16 protein-coding genes are annotated in these 21,185 nt (G+C 57.2%); 4 read left to right on the top strand and 12 right to left on the bottom strand.

The window, feature by feature from the left end; all coding sequences use genetic code 11:
- Positions 1–96: 96 nt before the first annotated feature.
- The gene (locus ACOBR2_RS08965) at positions 97–729 is read left to right on the top strand and encodes an HAD family hydrolase (protein ID WP_420239674.1); all 633 of its coding nucleotides are present in this window, start codon (positions 97–99) and stop codon (positions 727–729) included.
- Between the two features lie 28 nt (positions 730–757).
- Here the strand turns inward: ACOBR2_RS08965 and ACOBR2_RS08960 are convergent, their stop codons facing one another.
- The 5 genes from ACOBR2_RS08960 to groES form a co-directional block, all read right to left on the bottom strand.
- Positions 758–1,996, bottom strand: coding sequence for an HDOD domain-containing protein (locus tag ACOBR2_RS08960; protein ID WP_420239673.1), 1,239 nt, complete (start codon positions 1,994–1,996; stop codon positions 758–760).
- Positions 1,993–4,353 (bottom strand): PAS domain S-box protein, encoded by a 2,361-nt coding sequence (locus ACOBR2_RS08955; RefSeq protein ID WP_420239672.1) that lies wholly within the window; start codon positions 4,351–4,353, stop codon positions 1,993–1,995. Before ACOBR2_RS08955 ends, ACOBR2_RS08960 begins: the two co-directional genes overlap by 4 nt.
- Before the next feature lie 291 nt (positions 4,354–4,644).
- Positions 4,645–5,343 (bottom strand): OmpA family protein, encoded by a 699-nt coding sequence (locus ACOBR2_RS08950; RefSeq protein ID WP_420239671.1) that lies wholly within the window; start codon positions 5,341–5,343, stop codon positions 4,645–4,647.
- A gap of 344 nt (positions 5,344–5,687) precedes the next feature.
- A complete protein-coding gene (gene groL, locus ACOBR2_RS08945; protein ID WP_420239670.1) occupies positions 5,688–7,319 on the bottom strand; it encodes a chaperonin GroEL in 1,632 nt (543 codons plus the stop codon).
- A 137-nt stretch (positions 7,320–7,456) separates the two neighbouring features.
- Entirely contained in the window at positions 7,457–7,762 is a 306-nt protein-coding gene (gene groES / locus ACOBR2_RS08940; protein ID WP_420239669.1) for a co-chaperone GroES, read from the bottom strand.
- A 437-nt stretch (positions 7,763–8,199) separates the two neighbouring features.
- On the opposite strand from groES, the gene ACOBR2_RS08935 reads away from it, so the two are divergent.
- Positions 8,200–8,724 carry a carboxypeptidase-like regulatory domain-containing protein gene (locus ACOBR2_RS08935; RefSeq protein ID WP_420239668.1) on the top strand — a complete coding sequence of 175 codons (525 nt, stop codon included), beginning with the start codon at positions 8,200–8,202 and terminating at the stop codon, positions 8,722–8,724.
- Positions 8,725–8,782: 58 nt separating this feature from the next.
- On the top strand, positions 8,783–9,526 hold the full coding sequence (locus ACOBR2_RS08930; protein WP_420239667.1) for an SDR family NAD(P)-dependent oxidoreductase: 744 nt from the start codon (positions 8,783–8,785) through the stop codon (positions 9,524–9,526).
- Positions 9,527–9,871: 345 nt separating this feature from the next.
- On the opposite strand, the gene ACOBR2_RS08925 is transcribed toward ACOBR2_RS08930, so the two are convergent.
- The 3 genes from ACOBR2_RS08925 to ACOBR2_RS08915 all read right to left on the bottom strand — a co-directional run bounded on the left by ACOBR2_RS08925 (position 9,872) and on the right by ACOBR2_RS08915 (position 14,843).
- Positions 9,872–11,548 carry an outer membrane beta-barrel protein gene (locus ACOBR2_RS08925; protein WP_420239666.1) on the bottom strand — a complete coding sequence of 559 codons (1,677 nt, stop codon included), beginning with the start codon at positions 11,546–11,548 and terminating at the stop codon, positions 9,872–9,874.
- Positions 11,549–11,834: 286 nt separating this feature from the next.
- Positions 11,835–13,220 (bottom strand): SLC13 family permease, encoded by a 1,386-nt coding sequence (locus ACOBR2_RS08920; protein WP_420239665.1) that lies wholly within the window; start codon positions 13,218–13,220, stop codon positions 11,835–11,837.
- A gap of 114 nt (positions 13,221–13,334) precedes the next feature.
- Positions 13,335–14,843, bottom strand: a complete 1,509-nt coding sequence (locus ACOBR2_RS08915; RefSeq protein ID WP_420239664.1) for a UbiD family decarboxylase — start codon at positions 14,841–14,843, stop codon at positions 13,335–13,337.
- Positions 14,844–15,165: 322 nt separating this feature from the next.
- Here ACOBR2_RS08915 and ACOBR2_RS08910 point away from each other — a divergent pair, with 322 nt between their 5' ends.
- On the top strand, positions 15,166–15,729 hold the full coding sequence (locus ACOBR2_RS08910; protein ID WP_420239663.1) for a UbiX family flavin prenyltransferase: 564 nt from the start codon (positions 15,166–15,168) through the stop codon (positions 15,727–15,729).
- Here the strand turns inward: ACOBR2_RS08910 and ACOBR2_RS08905 are convergent.
- The 4 genes from ACOBR2_RS08905 to ACOBR2_RS08890 form a co-directional block, all read right to left on the bottom strand.
- Entirely contained in the window at positions 15,719–16,645 is a 927-nt protein-coding gene (locus tag ACOBR2_RS08905; RefSeq protein ID WP_420239662.1) for a LysR family transcriptional regulator, read from the bottom strand. The genes ACOBR2_RS08910 and ACOBR2_RS08905 overlap by 11 nt on opposite strands.
- 122 nt (positions 16,646–16,767) lie before the next feature.
- Complete coding sequence (locus ACOBR2_RS08900) at positions 16,768–17,004, bottom strand: amidohydrolase family protein (protein ID WP_420239661.1); 237 nt, start codon at positions 17,002–17,004, stop codon at positions 16,768–16,770.
- Positions 17,005–17,265: 261 nt separating this feature from the next.
- Positions 17,266–17,544: a hypothetical protein gene (locus tag ACOBR2_RS08895; RefSeq protein WP_420239660.1), complete on the bottom strand. Its 279-nt coding sequence runs from the start codon at positions 17,542–17,544 to the stop codon at positions 17,266–17,268.
- Positions 17,545–17,703: 159 nt separating this feature from the next.
- The gene (locus ACOBR2_RS08890) at positions 17,704–21,030 is read right to left on the bottom strand and encodes a carboxypeptidase regulatory-like domain-containing protein (protein WP_420239659.1); all 3,327 of its coding nucleotides are present in this window, start codon (positions 21,028–21,030) and stop codon (positions 17,704–17,706) included.
- Positions 21,031–21,185: the final 155 nt, after the last annotated feature.

Raw genomic sequence — 21,185 nt, 5'->3', positions numbered from 1 at the left:
GGCCAGCCGCGAATTTCCATCATGCACAATAGAAGCAGGCCCCTTTTTCACGATACAACGGGGACAAATTGATTGGTTTTTCCGTGGGAGGTTCTTTTGGCGCTGCGTGCGGTGATCTTTGACTATGGAATGGTGCTCAGTGGTCCGCCTCAACCCGAAATTCGCGCTGAGTTGCTCCGCCGCATTGGCAAATCTACGGCTGAATCTGAAGCGCTCTATATGAAGTATCGCCACGACTACGATCTGGGCTTTCTGACGGGGCTGGAATACTGGCACAAAATCTTTATTGAAGCTGGATTGCCGCTGGAGGAAGCCCGCATTACCGAAACTGCGGATCTGGATGCAGCTATGTGGACCGGAACCAACCAGCCGATGCTCGACTGGCAACGCAGCCTGAAGCAGAAAGGGCTGAAGGCCGCGATTCTATCCAACATGGGCGACCGGGTTCTGGCCAACATGAAGCGCCATCTTCCGTGGATTGAAGAGTTTGACGTGCAAGTGTGGAGCTATGCGCTGAAGATCGCCAAGCCTGACCCGGCGATCTATCGGCACACGTTAGCTGCACTCGGGCTCCAGGCTAACGAGACTCTGTTCGTCGATGACCTCCTCGTCAACGTCGAAGCTGCCCGCGCCGTAGGCCTCAAGGCCGCGCAGTACGTCTGCCCTTCCCAGCTTCGCGATGAGCTTCTTGCACTGGGCCTTGCTGCTGAAATTCCATTGCCCGCCTAAGCCAGCGGCTGCAACGAGGGCATTATTGTCAGAATTGGCTAGTTGCATCTGCGTGGGCAACGGCCTGGATTGCTCTTTGGCGAAAGTCCGCGTAGAAGGGGAGCAAACCTCTTCCTTCGAGGTATGCGTGGGCATATTCGCTGAGTTCATTTCCTTGATCGTCATTCGGATGTCCTTCAATTTCATGAGCCAGTAGGTTTGCGCAGTACACGGCGTCGGTTGCATTGAGCAGCGGAGCCTGGCTGAGCGTGCCATGCGCATAACGAGTCGGGCGATGATGATGGGCAATCGCCTCAACAGCCGGAAACGGAATTCCCCAAAGACCCAGCAAGTAGGCACCTATTTCCGCATGCGTGGTTCCGAGCTGTTCCTCCTCAACATCCGATGGATCCACGTTTCGCTCTCTGCTTTCTTTCAGAATCGAGCAGAACGCCTCTGGCATGGCCGAAGCCAGCAACAGTTTGCCACTATCGTGAAGAAGCGCGGCAATAAACACGATGTCCCGCATCTCATGGGGTACAGGTAACGCGCCTGCTATCTGCGCAGACCGGCAGGAGTGCAGTTGCAGGTCTTCGCAGAAGCCTGGAGGCAACAGGGCATGAGGCGTGAAAACGCGAAATACCTCGGTGGCAAACATCAGATTCTTGATTGTGGCCATGCCAAGATACATGGCTGCCCCTTGCAGATTGGCAGCCTTTTTGGGTAACCCGAAATAGGCGCTGTTGGCTACCTGCAGAATCTTGGCCGACATCGCAACGTCTTTTTCGATCAGGGTGACAACCTCTCCAATCGAAGTTTTGGGGTTTTGAATAGCTTTGAGCAGGCGGGTATAGGTAGCGGAAAGCGAGGGCAATTCACTTACCCCGCCGACAATTTTTCGAATTTTGTCGGCGTTGAGCACGTCCCGCAGCAAGCACACATTCTCAATCGCTTCACGAAGTTCCAGCGGATCGCATGGCTTGGACAGGCAGCGGTGCGCCACCGCCAGAATATGCATGGACAAGACTTCTTCCGAGTATCCGGACAAGACGATGCGCGCGGTATCGGGATAACGATCACGAATGATCTCCAGCAGTGTGGCGCCATCCATTCCCGGCATGCGCATATCCGAGACAATCACGTCGAAGGTGCCAGCCTCAAAGGCCCGCAACGCTTCTTCCGCGCCCACCACAAACTGCATCTCCCAGCGGTCACGCGCCGCGCGAAATGTGCGCCGCAATCCCTCCAGAATATTCGCTTCGTCGTCTACAAACAGGATGCGCTTCATGCGGCGACTCCTTTGGGGGTGCTGGTGATATTTTCAAGCGGAAGACTGACAATAAAGCAGGTGCCTTTCCCTTCGCTTGTTTCAAAAAAGATGTTTCCGCCATGCCGGTTCACGATGATGGAACGGGCAATCGATAGCCCTTGCCCTGTCCCCTTGCCGATCTCTTTGGTCGTAAAGAAGGGGTCGAAGATGCGCGAACGAATGCTTTCCGGAATGCCTGTGCCTGTATCTTCGACACTGATTTCCGCCCGGCCCGCGCAGCATTTCGTTCGTACCGTAATTTTCCCCTTCTCGCCCGGAGTGCGTTTGACCACATTGGCGATCGCCTGGGCAGCATTGACAATCAGATTCAACATCACCTGATTGAATTCGCCCGGATGACAGTGAACCGGCGGCAGAGCCGGATCGAAATCCGTTTCCACATCCGCCACAAACTTCCATTCGTTGCGGGCGACCGTGATTGTATTTTCGATGGCCCGGTTCAGGTCCAGCGGCGTCTTTTCATTCCTTCCCGGATGAGAAAATTCCTTCATCGCATTGACCAGCGTGGCAACACGCATAACTCCTTCCTTGGTTTGAAAGATGGCCTTGGGAATTTCCTCCAGTAGATATTCCGTGTCGATGCTCTCTTGCGCCTCCCTGATCTCACCGACGCGTTTGGCACAACTTGGAACGTCCTCGGCATCCAGAAACAGTTGTTCGTATTGCTTGATCAGTCCATTCAACTCAACAAAGACTTCCTGCAAAAACTGAACGTTGTCTCCGATGTACTGAATGGGAGTATTAATCTCATGGGCGATGCCGGCGGCAAGCTGTCCCACGGCTTCAAGCTTCTGCGCCTGCAGCAGCTGTTCCCGCAACTGGACCCGTTCCGTAATGTCGTCACACATGCCCTCATAGCGCACAATGGCGTTCTTCTCGCGGACGGCGCAAATGCTCATGTTGGTCCAGATTCTGTTGCCATCCTTGCAGTTCATCTCGCACTCAAAGTTTCTAACGCCACCCACCCGGTCCATGGTCAGCATGAATTCAATTCCACGCTTATCGTCGGCGAAAAGTTGGCAGCCAATGTCGGTAATGCTGGTAACCATTTCCTCAATCGATTCGTAGCCAAAGGTTGACACCATGGCTTGATTGACGTGCAACAGCGCACCATCCGGAGTGCTTTGAAAGATGCCGAAATTTGCCTGGTCAAAGAGTCCGCGATACTTCACTTCAGCCTCGCGCAAGGCTTTTTCCATCTTCTTGAACGCGGTCACATTGCGGCCGATCCCGGCAAACCCGAACATCTCCCCTTTGTCATTGCGCAGCGGGACCTTGGTCGTGAGGATATAAATCTCATTCCCTGCGCGGTCGACGGCTCTTTCTTCAATGTTCTTGAGGGGCTCTCCGGTACGAAGCAGATTCTGCTCTTCCCGGAGAAAAGAATCCGCGATCTCTGGAGCATAGAAATCATGATCCGTCTTCCCGTAGAGCGCTTCCGGTTTCTCAGCCCCCATATCGTGCGCCACATACGGATTGGCAAAGACAAACCGACTCTCCAGGTCCTTGACGTAGATGTAATCCGGCATGTTGTCAATGAGTGCGCGCAGGACGGAACGTTCCTCGCCGAGTTTTGTTTTTTCCGCGCTGAGTTTCCGGCTTACCAAGGTGGCGGCAACCACAAATCCAAGCCCCAGGATCGTGGCCAGGACGACGGCAGAAATTGTCAGCATTGTCATTCCGATCGAATTGGACAAATCCGGCAAGGCCGGCGTGCTCACGAAACGGACCGCGGACATTCCCGCGTAGTACACAACAGATGCGGTCATCCCTAGAGCCACAACAAAACCCATCTTTACCGCCCAGTGATACTGTTTCTTCCGATAAAAAAACATATATTTCAGGCAGAGATAAATTGAAGTGATCGCCACGCAGAGCCACAAAATCAGCAGCTCTGGCCGATAGCTGTAACTTGCCTGAAGACGCAGGGCAGCCATTGCGCTAAAGTGCATCCCAACGATTCCCGCACCCATCAGCACGCTACCTGCAAGGATGTGCCGCAACCTCTTGCGGCGACGACAAACCAGGGAGAGCATTCCCCAAGAAGTAAGAACCGCCACCAGCAGGGAGAAGGCCATGGACGGCAAATGGCAGTAGACCGGAATTGGAAGCCGGTATGCCAGAATGCTGGTGCAGTGCATGCACCAGATGCCGCTTCCAATCGCGCACGCCCCACCGAACAGCCAGAGCTGCTTTCCTTTGCGATCAAGAACGATGTTCTCGGTAAACGTCATTGCCGTGTAGAATGTTGCAATTGCAACCAACACAGAAAGCGCAACATACCGATAATCGTACGTCCCAAAAACTGGATCCATAATCACCTTCTACAGGGCATATGAAGATCCTTGACCCATGCCATATCGGCACTGAATAGATTTATCCCTGACCTATTCTGAAAAAAAGATCGCACTTTTGTGTAGGAATGCGTGCAGTTTTGCGCTCCTCCCGTTTTGTATGTCTAAGAATTGAACATTCAGAAAAAGCTGGCCGCCAGCGCGAGGGGCATCGAAGTGTGTTCCGGCCTTCCTCTTTAGAAGAGGACGGCAAGACACAAGGGCAGACCCAACTGGAGTCTGCCCTTGTGTCTTGTGAAGGAACCGGATCCGTTACTTGGCGACGGAGTTCGACAGCAGCTCGATCGTCACACGACGGTTCTGCTTGCGACCGGCAGCGCTCTTGTTGGAGGCCACTTCCTTGTCCTTGCCAATGCCGATCAGATAGAAGCGGTGAGCGGGAATGTTGTGCTTGGCCACCAGATAGGCCACTACAGCATTGGCGCGACGCTGGCTGAGCTGATAGTTGGCCTCGGCCGAGCCGCTGGCGTCGGTTCCGCCGGTTACTTCCAGAATGTAGCCACTCTGAGCGATCTTGGCGGCAAAGGCGTCCAGTTGGGACTTGTCCTCGGCGCTCAGCACGTCCTTGCTCAGGCCAAAGTAGACCGTCAGGCTATCCACCGACTTGTAGCTGTCCAGTCCCTTGACCACGCTCTCCAGCGCGTCTACACGATGCACGGCGTCATTGGCGGTCGTCTGGGCTGCGTCGGCCTTGCCACCGGCGTCCTTGGCGGACTGGCTGGCAAATTCGGCCGAGTCCTTGGCTTCCTTGATGCCGTTCTGCGCGCTCTGGTCCACATCATTAATATGCTTGCCGTTCGCGTCCACCTTATCGTCCAGCTGCTTTTCGTGGTCGATCAGCGGAGCGTTCTGGTTGCGTACATACTTCTTGGTGGCGCATCCGGTTGCGCCCATGCTGACCACTGCCGCCATTGCCAATGCCATTGCGATTTGCGTGCTCTTCATCGTCATTCCTCTTTCCTCTGCATCGAACCAGCCTGCTTGATCCGATGCGGTTTGCAGTTTCGCCCTTACTAAGAGCACCCGCCGTGCCAAAGTGTTCCACATGCAACAACTCCATTCGCAACAACAACTTAAGGAGAAATCCACAGCTAACAGAGGAAGCCTTTTGCTATGTAACTTTTACGCAGAGCGTAAGAATTGCCTGCCCAGTAAGGTAGAAGTTGCTCTGTGGCAGGTATTTGCAGACAAAAAAAGAAGAGCCCGGCCAAAGCCGGACTCTTCCACTCGTTATTCTACCCCGCATTGCTGCGGTTACCAATTTCGCTGACAGAACGTTGCCTGGACGGCAAGTCCTAGTACATGCCGCCCATGTCGCCATGACCCGGAGCCGGTGCAGCAGACTTGGGCTCGGGGATCTCGACGATCAGGGCTTCAGTGGTCAGCAGCAGACCGGCAATCGAAGCCGCGTTCTGCAGAGCCGTACGAGTCACCTTGGTGGGATCGATGACGCCGGCCTTGACCAGGTCTTCGAACTCGCTGGTGGCAGCGTTGTAGCCGTAGTAGGGGTCCTTCGACTCCAGAACCTTGGCCACGATGACCGCGCCCTCTTCGCCGGCATTGGCGATGATCTGGCGCAGGGGCTCTTCGATGGAGCGGCGAATGATCTTGGCGCCGGTCTTCTCGTCGCCTTCCAGGCTCTCGATCAGCTTGTCGACCGCGGGAGCAGTGCGCAGCAGGGCCACGCCGCCGCCCGGGACGATGCCGGACTCAACAGCCGCACGGGTTGCGTGCAGAGCATCCTCAACGCGAGCCTTCTTCTCCTTCAGCTCGGTCTCGGTGGCTGCGCCAACCTTGATGATGGCAACGCCGCCAACCAGCTTGGCGAGGCGCTCCTGCAGCTTCTCGCGATCGTAATCCGAGGTGGTCTTCTCGATCTGCGAACGGATCTCCTTGACGCGGCCCTCGATGTCGCTGGCCTTGCCTGCGCCGTCAACGATCGTGGTGTTGTCCTTGTCGATGGTGATGCGCTTGGCGCTGCCGAGGTCTTCCAGCTTGACGCCTTCGAGCTTGATGCCCAGGTCTTCCGTGATGGCCTTGCCGCCGGTGAGGATGGCAATGTCGCCCAGGATGGCCTTGCGGCGATCGCCAAAGCCAGGAGCCTTGACGGCGGCCACGTTCAGCGTGCCACGCAGCTTGTTCACAACGAGCGTCGCCAGGGCTTCGCCCTCAACGTCCTCGGCGATGATCACAAGCGGCTTGCCGGAGCGGGCAACCTGCTCGAGAACCGGCAGCAGATCCTTCATGGCACTGATCTTCTTCTCGTAGATCAGGATGTAGGGATCTTCCAGGATAACTTCCAGGCGCTCGGCATCGGTGACGAAATAGGGGCTCAGGTAGCCGCGGTCGAACTGCATGCCGTCGACAGTTTCCAGACCGGTGTGCATGGTCTTGGACTCTTCGATGGTGATCACGCCGTCCTTGCCGACAACCTTCACGGCCTCGGCGATGATCTCGCCGATTTCCGTGTCGCCGTTGGCGCTGATGGTGCCCACCTGGGCGACCTTGTCATCGCTGACCGGCTTGGAGATGGCATCAAGAGCGCCGTTGATGGCGATGACGGCCTTGTCGATACCGCGCTTGAGAGCGGTCGGGTTGGCGCCGGCAGCAACCGTCTTGACGCCTTCACGGTAGATGGCCTGGGCCAGAACCGTGGCGGTCGTGGTGCCGTCACCGGCGATGTCCGAGGTCTTCGAGGCAACTTCCTTCACCAGCTGTGCGCCCACGTTCTCAAGGGCGTCCTGCAGCTCGATCTCTTTGGCCACGGTCACGCCGTCCTTGGTGATCGTCGGCGAACCGAACTTCTTCTCGATGACAACGTTGCGGCCCTTGGGGCCAAGGGTGGTCTTCACCGCGTCGGCCAGAGTGTTCACGCCGCGAAGAATAGCCTGACGGGAATCTTCACCGTGCAGAATCTGCTTTGCCATTTTCTTAATCTCCTGATGAGCTGCTAGCCGCTAGCTTCTAGCCACTAGCTTTTGGTCACTGTCGCGACCAGGGACTTCTATGTTGGCACTTGAGCACTCAGCTAGCAGCTGGAAGCTAGTAGCTAGAGGCTCAGAAACTACTTCTTGACGATGCCGAGGACTTCTTCCTCGCGCATGATCAAGAACTCTTCACCGTCGATCTTGATCTCGGTACCCGAATACTTGCCAAACAGGACGCGATCGCCTGCCTTGACATCGAGCGGGAAAACCTTGCCTTCATCGTTGGACTTGCCCTTACCCACGGCAATTACTTCGCCTTCCTGGGGCTTTTCCTTGGCGCTATCGGGGATGATGATGCCGCCACGAACGGTCTCGGTCTCTTCCACCCGGCGGACCAGGATGCGGTCGTGGAGGGGCGTGAAAGTCGTCGTCACAGATGCCATTGCCTGTTTCTCCTTCAAGTCCGCGTCGGCTAAGCCGAAACGCGGGATTGGGTTACATTCTCAAAGTCACGAATCGCGATTTCCTGCAGAAAACCGGGGACTATAGCAGTCAAACCGGCAGTGCGCTAGCACTCTCGCTCTTCAATTGCTAACGATACGGAGCGGAACAACGCTTTGTCAAGAGGGGAAGATGAAAATATGAGTGCATTTGACTAAGATAGTTTTACAGATCTGTGAATTATTCTCTGCATGACTTCGAAAGAACGATCATCTTATTGAAAATAAACGTTTATTCAATATAGGGATGACGGGAGAGCGTCGGGGAGGAGGCTGAAAAATCTGCGGGGAATGGGCTGAATCCAGGCTGACTGCAGGAAAGTGCGGCCCTCTGCTTCCGGACTCGCCGCAACTGCGTCCAAGGAGATAAGATCAACATTATGCTCCGCAGATACTATTTCCATCTCGCTCTCTTGGTCGCCGTCCTCGGCCTCTCTGCCGGACTGCTCAATGCCCAGCAGGACAGCTCCATTCAGCGTTCGCGCAAATACAAGGTGCCGCCTTCGGCTGCGCGCATCGAGGTCGTGGTACTGCGCGACATCAACGGTAAGCCCATCGAAAATGCCGCCGTCATCTTTCACCCTATTGAGGGTGACAAGGACAAAGGCATCATGGAGCTGAAGACCAACGAAGATGGCAAGGCCGTCATCGACGTGATTCCGGTGGGCGACACGGTTCGCCTGCAGGTGATCGCTCGTGGCTTCCAGACCGAAGGCCAGGACTTCAAGGTCGACAAGTCCGATCTGAGCTTCGAGATTCGTCTGAAGCGCCCCGGTGAGCAGTATTCTGTGTACCAGACTGGCCACACCCAGTCCAGCAGCATGACGAATACGACCAGCAAGCCGAAGGACGCGGAAACCACCGCTCCGGCCGACAGCAGCAAGCCCGCAACGCCCAGCAAGTAGATTTCCCTTCCCGGGCCGCCGCTGATTTTTTGCGGCGGCCTTTTTGCGTAGGAGTGCAATGGCTCAGGAAGCAAAAACCGCGCTGGTTACCGGTGGAGCAAAGCGCATCGGCCGCGTGCTGGCGCTTGAGCTGGCCCGGGCCGGCTTCGACGTCGCCTTTACCTACCTAAACTCACAGAACGAAGCCGAAGAGACCGCCGCGGCGATTACCGCCCTCGGCCGCCGCTCGCTGGCCCTGCACTGTGACGTGCGCTCGGAAGACTCTGTCCGCTCTACTCTTATTTCTGTCCGGGATGACTTTGGCCGCCTCGATCTGCTGGTGAATAATGCCGCCGTCTACCAAACGGCCAAACTCGATGAGCTTTCACTGGAAGCCTGGGACGAGGTCTTTGCGACCAACGCGCGGGGTCCGTTCCTGGTCAGCCGCGAGGCTCTGCCACTCTTGCGCTCTGCCAGCGGTCGCATTGTAAACATCGGCTCGCTGGGCGGCATGCGCCCCTGGGCCACGCACGCCCACTACTGCGCCGCCAAGGCCGCGCTGCACATGCTTACCCAGGCCATGGCCAAAGGCTTTGCCCCTGCGGTCAGTGTGAACTGCGTGGCTCCCGGTTTTGTGAGTCCAGGTTTTGTAAGTATGGACGAGCGCGAGGCCAGCCTGCTGGAACACTTTGCCCAGAAGACGCCCATGCGCCGCAATGCGCAGCCCGAAGAGATTGCCGCTGCCGTGCTCTTTTTCGCCACCGGCCCGGCCTTCATCACCGGCCAGATTCTGGCCGTGGATGGCGGGCTGTCGCTCGGCTGACAACGACAGAGAGCAGAGAACAAAAAACAGCCTGCCCGTTTGTTAGCGGACAGGCTGTGCAACATATCGTTGCATTCTTACAAAGTGAAGCTACGAGCTAGTGTCCTGGGTCCAAAGTTCGCTTCGTAATTGTTCTGTCCTCTTGAGCAAAGTTTGACCGGTTTTATGACCAAATGGAGTCGCAAGATCTGTGGCTGTCCTTCAAGGATCTTCCGCGGAAGTTGATGTGCCTTTGGGACCAAAGTTCATGGATGCAGAGGCAAAAAGCAACCGCAGATCCTTCGACTCCCTGCGGTCGCTCAGGAGGACAGTCTGAAATTTGATGAGGATTTCAGACTCAGAACACTAGAACGAGATGATCGCATCGATGCTCGCGGTCACCTGTGAACTGGACGTCTTGCCATTCGGATTGCTGCGGCCAAAGGCATTGTTGATGTAGTTGCCGCTCTGCCAGTCGTAGCGAATCTCGGGACGCAGACGCAGCGCGCGCGCCGGGTTGTAGTTCACACCCGCCGTCGTCTCATTGAAGGCACCCTTGACGCCGCCCCAGTTGGGAGGATTGCCCTTGTAGGCATCGGTGTTGTAGGTGTTCGAAGCAACCGAGAAGACGGGCTGGCCAAAGAAGCCATCCGGATTGCGGAACTCTTCCAGGCGCAAAGAGGTCGTCAGCTTGTTGGGCTTGATCGTGTAGGTCGCCATGCCCTCATAGCTCAGGAAGGAAGCTCCCGTGAAGCCGGCGCGACAGTAAGGCGTCTGGGCCGGATGCGGAATGTCGCAAATCGACATATCCAGCGCGTAGGAAGTCGAGCTGACCACCGCCGGGCTATAGACCGCGATCGTGCTTGCCTTGCCATCGCCAAACTGCTTGCCGTACTGCATCAACGCGGTGATCTTCAGGCGAGGGGTAACGTTCTCCACCACCTTCAGACCGTTTTCAAACGAGCGCTGTGCGTTGGGTGAATAGAGGTGATAGTTGTCCTGGTCATCGCTGGCCCAAACCGGCTTGACCTGCATCGAGCACGAGGTGATCGAGCAACCGGCATTCGCCTTGATGTTGCCCATGCCCACGCGGCCCGTATAGGCAACTTCCGTGCGCATCTTCGGCGAAGCATAGCGCAGCGCATAGACGTAGTTCAGATTGCCGTTGAGCGAGTGCGCCGTCTTGTTGCCGTTGTTGACGCCGAACTCTCCCATCAGATAGCCCATTTTGTTGTTATGGAAAATGTTGGCATCGATGCGCGAACCTACCACCGTCATATCACGATAAAAGCCGTAGGACTTCGAGTAGAAGATGTTCGGGCTCCACTGCGCGGCTGGCGGAACCTCGTCGATGGCAATCAGGTCATCCATACGGCCTAACTGCAGCGAGACACCCTTGAAGATTGGGAAGTACAGCGTGACGAAGGCATTCGGCTCGCAAAGATACATGTAGCGATTTGCCGCGTCGTTGGTAGGGCTCGGGTTCATCGCCCAGTTGGCATCGAAGCCCGTCATCAGGCAGCCCTTGGGGGAACGGCCATAGACCGTATCGGACAAAAAGCCCCAATCGAAGTGCTTGTACATCGGCGCCGGCGTCGGCGTAATGCCGGAAACAATGTTGCTCTTGTCGTTGCGATGCAGGAACTGCTCGATCTGCTCAATCGACAATGTGTCCGCATCGGAAGGCGTGGCCACGGCACCGTTTCCATCGCCGGAGTAGGCGGCATTTCCTGTCGAAGAATCGCCCTTCTCGATGTTGTTGTTCGTGCTCAGTCCTAGCTCGACGTAGTACTCGTCGATGATGCGGGTCTTTTTCTCCAGCTTGTTCCAACCCAGCGCATTGGGCAACAGACCTTCTCCATTCGGTCCGGTCGCCACCGGCACTCCGGCAGGCTGGATTAACACGGTGGTCTTGAGCGGCGTGGGTTGCAGATTCGCGGTCGTCTCGACGGGCGATTGCTGCGCCATCGCTGTGTGCGGCGCCGCCAGCATGCAGAAACATGCGCCGGCTGCCAAAAATGAAATCACCGAAATACGTTGCATTGCATCCTCCGAAAAATGGATCTGTGGTCCTGTTGCGTCGTTTTTAAGACAAGGCTTTCCTGATTCCACGTGCAGCAGAACTCGCGCTCTGGAACCGGCTTCCCCTGTTGAACGCACCCGGCCTACCGAATCATGTGTGGTGGCCGTATCGCAGGCAGCCTGCCTCTTTATCGTTGTTGTGAATTCGATTCCGTCTTCTTCACGCCGGGCAATCTGCCCAATGCCTGCAGCTTTGCGATCTCGCCTGGGAGGAAATCCCCAGGCGGGATCGCAACAGGCAGCAGCCCTACTGGATTAATCCGATCAGCTTCCAGTAAGGAATTTCCACGCAAAGTGCCACAACAAAGACCAGCACCGTCACCGGCAAGCCGAGTTTGAAGACGTCCGCAGCGCTATAGCCACCCGCGTCTTCTCCCTCGCCCACCAGCAAAGCCATGTTGTGGAAGGGCAGCAGGTAGTGCTGATTGACCACCGTGTAGACCAACAGCGAAACCACGATGGGGCTGATGCCCGAACCGGTGGTATAGGCCAGCACCGCCGGCGTCACAATACCCATCACCGCGAGTACGCTGCCAAGCACCAGGTGAATCACCATGGCGAAGGCTGCAATGAACAAGGCGAAGACGAAAATGTTGGTAGGAACGTGGGCCGGCAGAAGCGTAGCCGCGATCCACTTGTTCATACCCGTCACACCGCCCACCGTGCCAATGCCCAGAGCCGCCGTCAGGAAGAACAGCGTTCCCAGGCTGACCTTGCTCCAGTCGCTTGGCTTAAGCACGCCACCCACGCGGGGCAACGTCAGAGCCAGCGCTGCGCAGATGGCCACCCAGCCCGGATGCACGTGATGAATGAAGTCGGTCATCCAGAAGCCAATCGCCACCACAATCCAGAAGATCGTCACAATCTCATTGCGCGAAATCGGTCCCATCTTGGCGAGCAAATCACGGAATTCCTGCTTGTCGACGACAAAGTCCTTCGGACCCGGGAAGAGCCAGATCTGGATCAGGAAGAGCAGTACGCTGGTGATGACACCCGGCACGCCCATGTAGAGCAGCCACTTCAGCCAGCTGGCTTCAACACCGGCAAAGTTCATCGCCACCACGTTCAGCGTGCTGTCGCCGGTCAGCAGAATCATCGAGGTTGGGCATGAGGAGGCGAAGGCCGTCAGACCAACCTGCACTGCATACTTTTTTTCGAGCTTGGCCGAGCGGATGATGATCGTCATCACTGCCATGATCATGAATGAACGGGGCCACGGATGCGGAATCATGATGCTGAGGACAAAGCCCAGAATGTAACAGGCAGCGATCATGCGGCGATAACTTGAGATAAAGCTCAGCGCAAAGTTATACGCCAGACGCTTGCCCAGTCCCGAGCTTTCGACGGCTGCGGCAATCAGATAGCCGCCAATCACCAGATACATCATCGGCGAAGTCCAAAGCCGGAAGACCACGGGCGCGGGCGCAGTGTTCGTCAGCACCCAGAGGACCAGAAGAATCAGCGAAGTGTAACCGGGCTGCACAACACTGAACGCCCACCATACAACCGCTAGAAGACTCAGCGCCAGGCAATGCTTGCCCGCGTCCGGCAGGTTAGCCAGAGGCGCGAACCAGATGCCAAGGCATACGGCAACACCGAGCAAAGCTCCAATTTCTTTTTTGAATTTGCCCATACGGCCTAAAAATCCTTTCCATTCTTTGCCCGCTGTCTTGTTCAGGACGCGAGCGCGCGCAGCGCTACAAAGCGGTGTTCCTCTACGAGAAAACACCGCCCTGAAGTTACAGGCCTACAGATCGAGAGGCTTGGTAGAGGGCACCAGGAACGGCGCCAGATCCACGTCGAGGAATTGCGCGCGCTTGAAGTGATCCTTCACGGGCCAGGGCACAGTGCAATCAAAGATGGTCTTGCAGGTGGTACCACGCTGGATGATCTCGTTCGAGTAGCTGGCATCCTGTGAAGGATCGAGCACGTGACCGATGACACCCGGAATGAAGATGGTGCTCTTGTTGCCCTGATAGCGGGTCTGCATCGCCCAAAGCACGTCATTGGTATCGAAGATGTCAACATCCTCATCGACCACAATCACGTTCTTCAGCTCTGAGTAGACAGCCAGCGCAATCAATGCAGCCTGACGCTGACGGCCTTCATCGGCGGGAATCGACTTCTTGAACTGCAGAACCGCAAGGAATTTGCCGCCGCCCGAACTGTGAGCGTAGACATTCTGCAAGCGACCCGGCATGGCCTGCTCCACCATGTGGAAGATGCTGGCTTCGGTAGGAATACCGGCCAGGTTCACATGCTCTTCGCCCGGTCCTGAAACCGTCTCAAGAATGGGGTTCTTGCGGGTGGTGATGGCCTTGACCTTGATCAGCTTCAGCGCGGGGTTGGCCGGGCCGTTGTAGCCAGGGAACTCCGGCATGGCGTGGCCGGTGTTGCTGTTTTGGTCTTCGCGGACGCGCACGTTGGGCAGAATCTCGCCCTCGATGACGACTTCGGCGTTGGCGATGGAGTACTCATCCACCGAAACAGCCTTGACCAGTTCGATGGCCTTGCCACGCCATCCACCGGCCAGAGCCAGTTCGTCGCAGCCAGTCGGCGTCGTCGGCGGCTCAAAGCAGGCGGCGATGTAAACCGCCGGATCGAGTCCAATGTTGATGGTGATCGGCAGGGGCTTGCCGAGCTTTTCAGCTTTCTCACGGAAGGCGTCGATGTGACGGCCGGGAGCGAAGAAGACGCTGATCTCATCCTTGCCCTGCACGCAGAGGCGATGGATGGTCACATCCGACTTGCCGGTTTCGGGGTCATGGGCGCGAATCAGGCCCATGGTGAAGAACGGGCCGGCGTCTTCCGGCGTATTGGTGGGTGCAGGAATCACCTTGAGGATGTCGATGTTGTCTTTGTAGACCACCTGCTGACAGGGTGCCGGAGCCGTGGTGACAACAGGGGGAATCTGCTTGTCAATGGCTTCGGTCAGCTTGAAGGTAACCTTTTCCGGAGTGGTGCCGAACAGATGCGCTACACGCTGGCGGGAAGCCATCACGCCGGTAACAATGCGCGCTCCGGGATAGCCCTTGATGTTTTCGAAGAGCATGGCGGGGCCGATTTTTGTGGGGGGAAGAACCGGGCAGCCTGCGCCAACGTGACGATAAACGCCAGCCAGTTCCGCATTGGGGTCAACCGGATGTTCGGTGCGCAGCAACTGGCCGGGGATGGTCTCCAGCAGCTTCAACGCCGAACGCAGATCTGTTACCTGTACCGAAGCACTGGAGTTCGAGGATTCTGGAACCGTGCTCATGATGGATCACCTCATTCGCAAATATGCAATCAAAATCAACCCTATTGTTTTCCTGCATTACGAACAGAGTCCAATACTTCTTCGGTGCGTGATTGATCGTTTTCATCGATCACACGTGCGAGCCATCACATTTCCCCTGCAAGCTCCTCGTTCGCGAGCAGTTGCTCATCTTCAGAGAGATGCTTTCCTGCATTGGCTCCTGATAGATGGCTGCAATCAATCCATCGAGCAAAAAGAATTAGACATTTTTTCTGCCTATGGGAGAATAGGCATAATCGCTCCGGAGCTGGCAGCGACTGAGGGAAACGTGCACAAAAAGCGAATGATCATTGGAATCAGCGGAGCCAGCGGAGCCTTGCTGGGAATTGAACTTCTTGCCACCCTGCAACAACTGCCGGAATGGGAGACACACCTGATTCTCAGCTCTGGGGCGCGGCGCACCATCTTGTCAGAGACGCAATACTCGGTTGCCGAAGTCGAGGCGATGGCCACCCATGTGCATCCCATCGCCGACATTGGCGCCAGCATTGCCAGCGGCTCATTCCGCACCGCAGGCATGATCATTGCGCCTTGCAGCATGAAGACGCTGGCCGGAGTGGCCAACGGATTTTCTGAGAACCTGCTGCTACGCGCCGCCGATGTGATGCTGAAGGAACAGCGCCGCCTGGTGCTGGCCCCGCGCGAAACGCCCCTGAGCAAAATCCACCTGCGCAACATGATGCTGGCTGCAGAGGCAGGCGCAATTCTGGTGCCGCCAGTGATTACCTGCTATCAGCGTCCGACCAGCGTGCAGGAGATGACTCGCCACATCATCGGCAAGATGCTCGACCTGTTCGATATAGAAATGCCCGGCTTCCAGCGCTGGGGTGAGGATATTAAAGAGTAGGCGTTTCGCGGCACGCTGCCACATCTTCCGCGGCGTTGCGGGCCAGGCTTTCCTTTTTGAGCAGATTCAAAAAACGCCGCAGGATCAGAGAGGAAGAGTCCTTGCGCCAAACCGCTTTCAGTTCCGCCGGGGGCGGTGTCTGGAGCAGCGGCCGATAGTGTACGCCCTCCAGCTTCACACTCTGGAAAGAGGAAGGAATCAGGGCGATTCCCATGCCTGCCGAAACCAAATGTACCGAGCTGATGATCAGATTGGTATAGAGAAAACGTTGCGGCTGCCCCCCAGCCATTTCATATGCCCTGTGCACGTGATTAAAAAAGCCGAATGCAGTAAATGGCGAGGGCATGATCGAAGTCAGGTCCGTGTGGCGGCCCAAATCAATGCACTCTTCCCCGGCCAGCGCATCAGGAACCGCGACCATCAGCACATCGCGCTGCACGACCATGGAAGAAAGAACCTGTTCCTCCAGCGCTCCGTGCATGAAGCCAACGTCGATCTTTTCTTCAAGCAGCCCATGGATCTGCTCGTGCGGGTCGCTCTCCTTCAGTTGCACGGTCACACCCGGCGTTGAGCTTTGCAGAGCATGCAGCGCATGCGGTAGCACGCCCATCATGGCCGTGCTGACCAGCCCAATCTTGATTTCGCCAGCCAGACCACGGGAGGTGCGCTGCACCTCATGCACGGCTTCGCTCAACCCACGCAGGATGGCGCGGGCATGAGGAACCAGCGCTTCGCCAGCGGCCGTCAGCCGCACACTGCGCTTGGTGCGCTCAAACAACTGCGCGCCCAGCTCCTGCTCGATCTGGCGGATTTGATGGCTGAGCGAGGGCTGCGACAAATGCAGAATCTCAGCGGCGTGACGGAAGTGCAATGCCTCGGCTACGGCAAGAAAGTAACGCAATTGTCGTGTTTCCATGTTCCCCCTGGCCGCATTCTGCCGGGCCTCTGCTCCGGCCCGTAAGCTATGAGCACGTTGCTGCCCACCCACGCCAGCATCCCACCCGGACGCCTCTGCAAGTATAGGGCACGCAGCACCTTTCAATCCTCCATCGCCAGCCTTCCGCCGACGATGGAGGCCAACAGATTCCCCGCATTGTCGACTGCAACCAGATGCGCATTGCCGCCCACGGTCAGCGATCCCGCCCGGTCCGAGAATCCCGTCATGGCGGCAGGATTGACCGTCAGCAGCCGCAGAGCATCCTCCAGCAGCGCTCCGGTAAAGCGGATCAGGTGGACGAGGGCGCGGTCGAGCGTGAGCGTGCTCGGCCAGAACACCCCGGGCCATGGCCTTGCCCGCCACTACCTGCACGGCAAAGCCTCCCAGACTAGGGAGCTTCCATGAAGGAAGACCCCGTCCAGAGCCTTGCGGCGCGAACCACTTGTACAGAGATGGATAAATTTTATGGCAGGCGCACCCATCCAAGAGTGCGCCTGCCATCTAGATACTGAAAATATCGGCTTTTATGCGACGGCGGAGCGGCAAGCCGACCCGGATCCCGCCTGAAGAGCATTAGCATGCTGGCCGGCAGCATGGGATTAGTTGATGATGGCGCTCTGATCGTGCTTCAGGCCCATATTCTGTGCCTGCGCGGCCTTCAGGGCCATGTGCAGTGCGGCCACCTCAGAGCGTGCCGAGGTGAGTTGCGCGGCCAGATAGGCTACCTGGGCCTTCACTTCCATGCGCAGATCCTCGATGGCTTCTTCCAGGCGGTCATTGGCAGCGATCTGCTCATTCTGGCTGACTTGCACGGCCTTGAGATTGGGCAGAATCACGTTGGAGAGCAATTGAGTGAGTGAAGCGGCAAGTTCGTCCATGCAGGAATTCTAAGAACCTTCTAATAAAAATACAGCATTACGCATGGCCTGCCATTGGTAACCCCCACTGCGTACCTTCGACACAAGCCGTAATTCCGCCGATGCACAGACAAAAAAACGGCCGCATCCAGATGGACGCGGCCGTTTTTCTTCAGCAATTTAGAAGCTCAAATGCAAAGCCACCTCGGCGCTACGCGGACCGCCGCCACCCAGATAGGGGTTGCCACTGCCCACGTCGGGCGTAGCTGTGGACTGCAAATAGGGTGTTGAGCCACCGCCCAACAGACGGGTCTTATCCGAAGAAGCCGACGCGTTGGCGAAGGCGTCAATACCAAAGCCCGGCAGCAGCGGATTGCAGAAGTTGGGGTGGTTCAGGATGTTGTAGGCATCAATCCGCAGTTCCGCAGCCACCTTGTGGGTCAGATGGGTGGTCTTGGTCAGCGAGAAGTCAAAGTTGGTGAAGTTGGGCGAACGGAACTGGTTGCGCGCTTCGTTGCCCGGGTGCTGCGTGCCGGAGACACAAGCGCCAGCCACGGAATCCCAGGTGCAGGGCGCGGCAAAGTCAGCATAGTTCAGCAGGTTATTGCCGTGTGCGCCGGCCTTGAGGTTGCCGATGATGTCGGGACGGCCAAAGTACTCGCCGGTGCCGTTGTAGTCGCCTTCAAACAGGTAGCTGACCGTGTAGGGCTGGCCGGAGCTGTAGTTGAAGATGCCGTTGACGGCCCAGCCACTGGCCAGAAGCTGCGCATGGCGGGCCTTGGGGAAGTTGTAGCTCCAGTACCACTGCACGCGGTTGCGCACGTCAAAGTTGGAGTTGGCGCGCTCGCCGTGAGGATTGAAGCTGTTGTCGGGCATGGCGGCGTTGGGCACAAAATCCATGCCGTCGCTGGCCGTATCAATCGAGTGCGCCCAGGTGTAGTTGAGCGTCGAGGTCAATCCGTGCCAGTTCTGGATCTTCAGAGTGCTCTGCAGCGAGTTGTAGTTGGAGAGCGCGCTGGTTTCGATCTGGTTCAGGTAGCTGAGCGTGAGCGTGCCCAGCGAACCATCTGTGTAGGTCGAGAAGCACTGTCCACCGTACTGCACAGAGTTGCCATTGGCGCACTTGTAGTTGCTGCCCTGCACGTTGTCCACCTGATTCAGATCGCGGAAGCGATACAGGTGGCGGCCCTGCGAACCCACGTAGCCAAGCTCGAAAGCCACCGAGTGGGCGAGCTGCGATTCGATGTTCAGGTTGTAGGAGACGTAGCGCGGCGTTACGTTGTTCTGAGCCACAGTAAAGGCAGAGCTAGGCGCATAGCCGCCATACACGGCCTGTCCGGCGGTAATGCCGTTGGCCTGCGTGTAGCTGCTGAGTGAAGCAAACTGAATGTCGTTGAAGGCCGGACCGGCCTGCGCGGCGTTGGTGTTGTAAGCCTGATTGCCTACGAAGAAGTCCTGCGACGGACCGTCGTAGAAGAGGCCTACGCTCGAGCGAACCACCAGCTTGCCGTTGCCATACACATCGTCCACCATGCTGATGCGCGGAGCAACGTTGCCGTACGACTTCTGGTAGAGCGAACTGGGCGCTCCCTGAGCACCGATGGTTTCGAGCGCCGTGGTGGTCGGATTGAAGTAGGTGAAGGCGTTGTTCTTGGCGCCAATCACACCGAAGTAGTCCCAGCGCACGCCGTAGTTCAGCGTCAGGTGAGCGTTCAGGTGATAGGAATCGAGGAAGTAGACGCCGCCGCCATTCTGATAGGAGTAGCGCTTGCCATAGCCTTCAGCCGAGCTGGATTGAGAGGAATCCGGCGTACCGGCCAGGAAGTCTTCCAGGCTGTCAAAGTAGAGCTTGCCACGATGGCCGGAGTTGATAAAGCTGTTGATGAAGGTACGGCGAAACTCAATGCCGGCCTTGAAGCTGTGGTGGCCCTGGGTCAGCGATACATTGCCAAAGCCCTGATAGTTGGTGTCGACGCGGCCGCGCGAATCGCTGGCCGTTGCGCCAATCGGGCTGTAGCCGCCTTCAATGGTGATCGTCGGCAGACCCAGATCGTAGCTGGTGTAGCCGGTCGGCAGCGTATCCAGACCATACTTCGTTTCGGGATTCAAACCCCTATCCTGGGGCAGGAACTGCTGCAGAAAGCGGTTGTAGCCGCCACGCAGTTCGACGATCAGATTGGAACGCGGAACTGTGGTGTAGGAGAGCGAGGCCACACTCACGTGCGTCGGCGTCGTGGTGTTGAAGCCCGGAGCGCTGCTGCCGGTGTAGAGCATGCCCAGCGGAAAGCTCTGAATACCGTGGCTATAAAAGAAGCGGCCCGTCAACAGATCGCCGGAGTTAATCAGATTCAGGTGCTGGTCAATCTTGGCGATCATGTTATCGCTGGAGTTATGGAAGGGCGTCGTGTAGGTGACGCTCTCATTGCTGGCGGGCAGCGTGCCCCACGGCTTGGCGGCAAGAATGTTGGCCATCACCGGGTTGATGCCAGTGGACGGCGTGTTGAGGCTGATGTCGTTTACTGTAGGCACCGTGCCCAACTGCGGCAGTCCGCCCTGTTCGCGCTGGCCTTCGTAGGAGAGCGTGAAGAAGGTCCTGTCCCTGAAGATCGGGCCATCGACCAGGCCGCCGAACTGTTCGTTGGTATAGCTATTCTTGGCCAAATCCGCCGTATTAAAGTAGTTGCGGGACGCTAGCGAATCGTTGCGGAAGTACTCAAAGGCGCTGCCATGCAGCTCATTGGTTCCGCTCTTGGTCACAATGTTGACCGTGGCACCGGCGCTGCGGCCGAACTCCGGTTCGGGGCTGCCGGTGACGGGAATCTCAGCCAGTGCATCCACCGGCAGAATAGTGGACGGAGCGCCCCACACACCGGCCTGATTCACAGCCGGCAGGTTGCGATAGCCGTCGTTCATGTCGGTGCCATCCAGCAGATAGTTGTTCGAACGGCCGCGATTGCCGTTCAGGCTGAACAGACCGTAGGAACCAGCCGACTCGGTCGAGCCGTTGGGATCGCTGGTAGCGCCGGGAACAAGCTCCAGCAGCTTGGTGTAATCATGGCCGTTCACGGGCAGCTCAGCCGCTTCCTGCGACTCGATAGTGCCGCCGGTGGAGTTGGTACCCGTCTCCACCATGGGAACGTCGGCAATCACCTCCACCACTTCCTTGACCTCGCCAGTATTCAGCTTGGCGTCCGCGCGGGCAGCCGTTCCCACGCTCACAGGGATCTTGGTGAGAGACAGCGCGCCGAAACCTTCCTTCGTCACCGTGACGTTGTAGGTGCCCAGAGGCAGCTCCGATGCGACATAACCGCCCAGATCATTGGTCGTCACCGTGCGGGTCAAACCCGTGCCGGGGCTCGTGATCTTTACCTCGGCGCCGGGGATGGCTGCGCCGGTGCTGTCTGTCACCGTACCCTGAATGCTTCCGCGAAAAGACTGCGCATGGCCTGCACAGACCAGACAGAGGACAACAAGTACGGACAATACCGCGATCAAGCGGTTTCTCATAGGTCCCTGCTCCTGAACGTCTTGATTTCCTTGATTAACGGAATCTTAACACCAGAAAGAATAAAACCAGATAAGGATCCTATAAGGAAAACCCCGCTAAATATTGAAGATTGCATAAACGAAAATGCGCTAGGTCTTGTATCTACACCTCATCA

This window comes from Telmatobacter bradus (assembly GCF_048629425.1).
Classification (GTDB): domain Bacteria; phylum Acidobacteriota; class Terriglobia; order Terriglobales; family Acidobacteriaceae; genus Telmatobacter; species Telmatobacter bradus.
The sequence above is the reverse complement of the archived record's forward strand: the minus strand, read 5'-3'. Positions and strand labels throughout refer to the sequence as shown.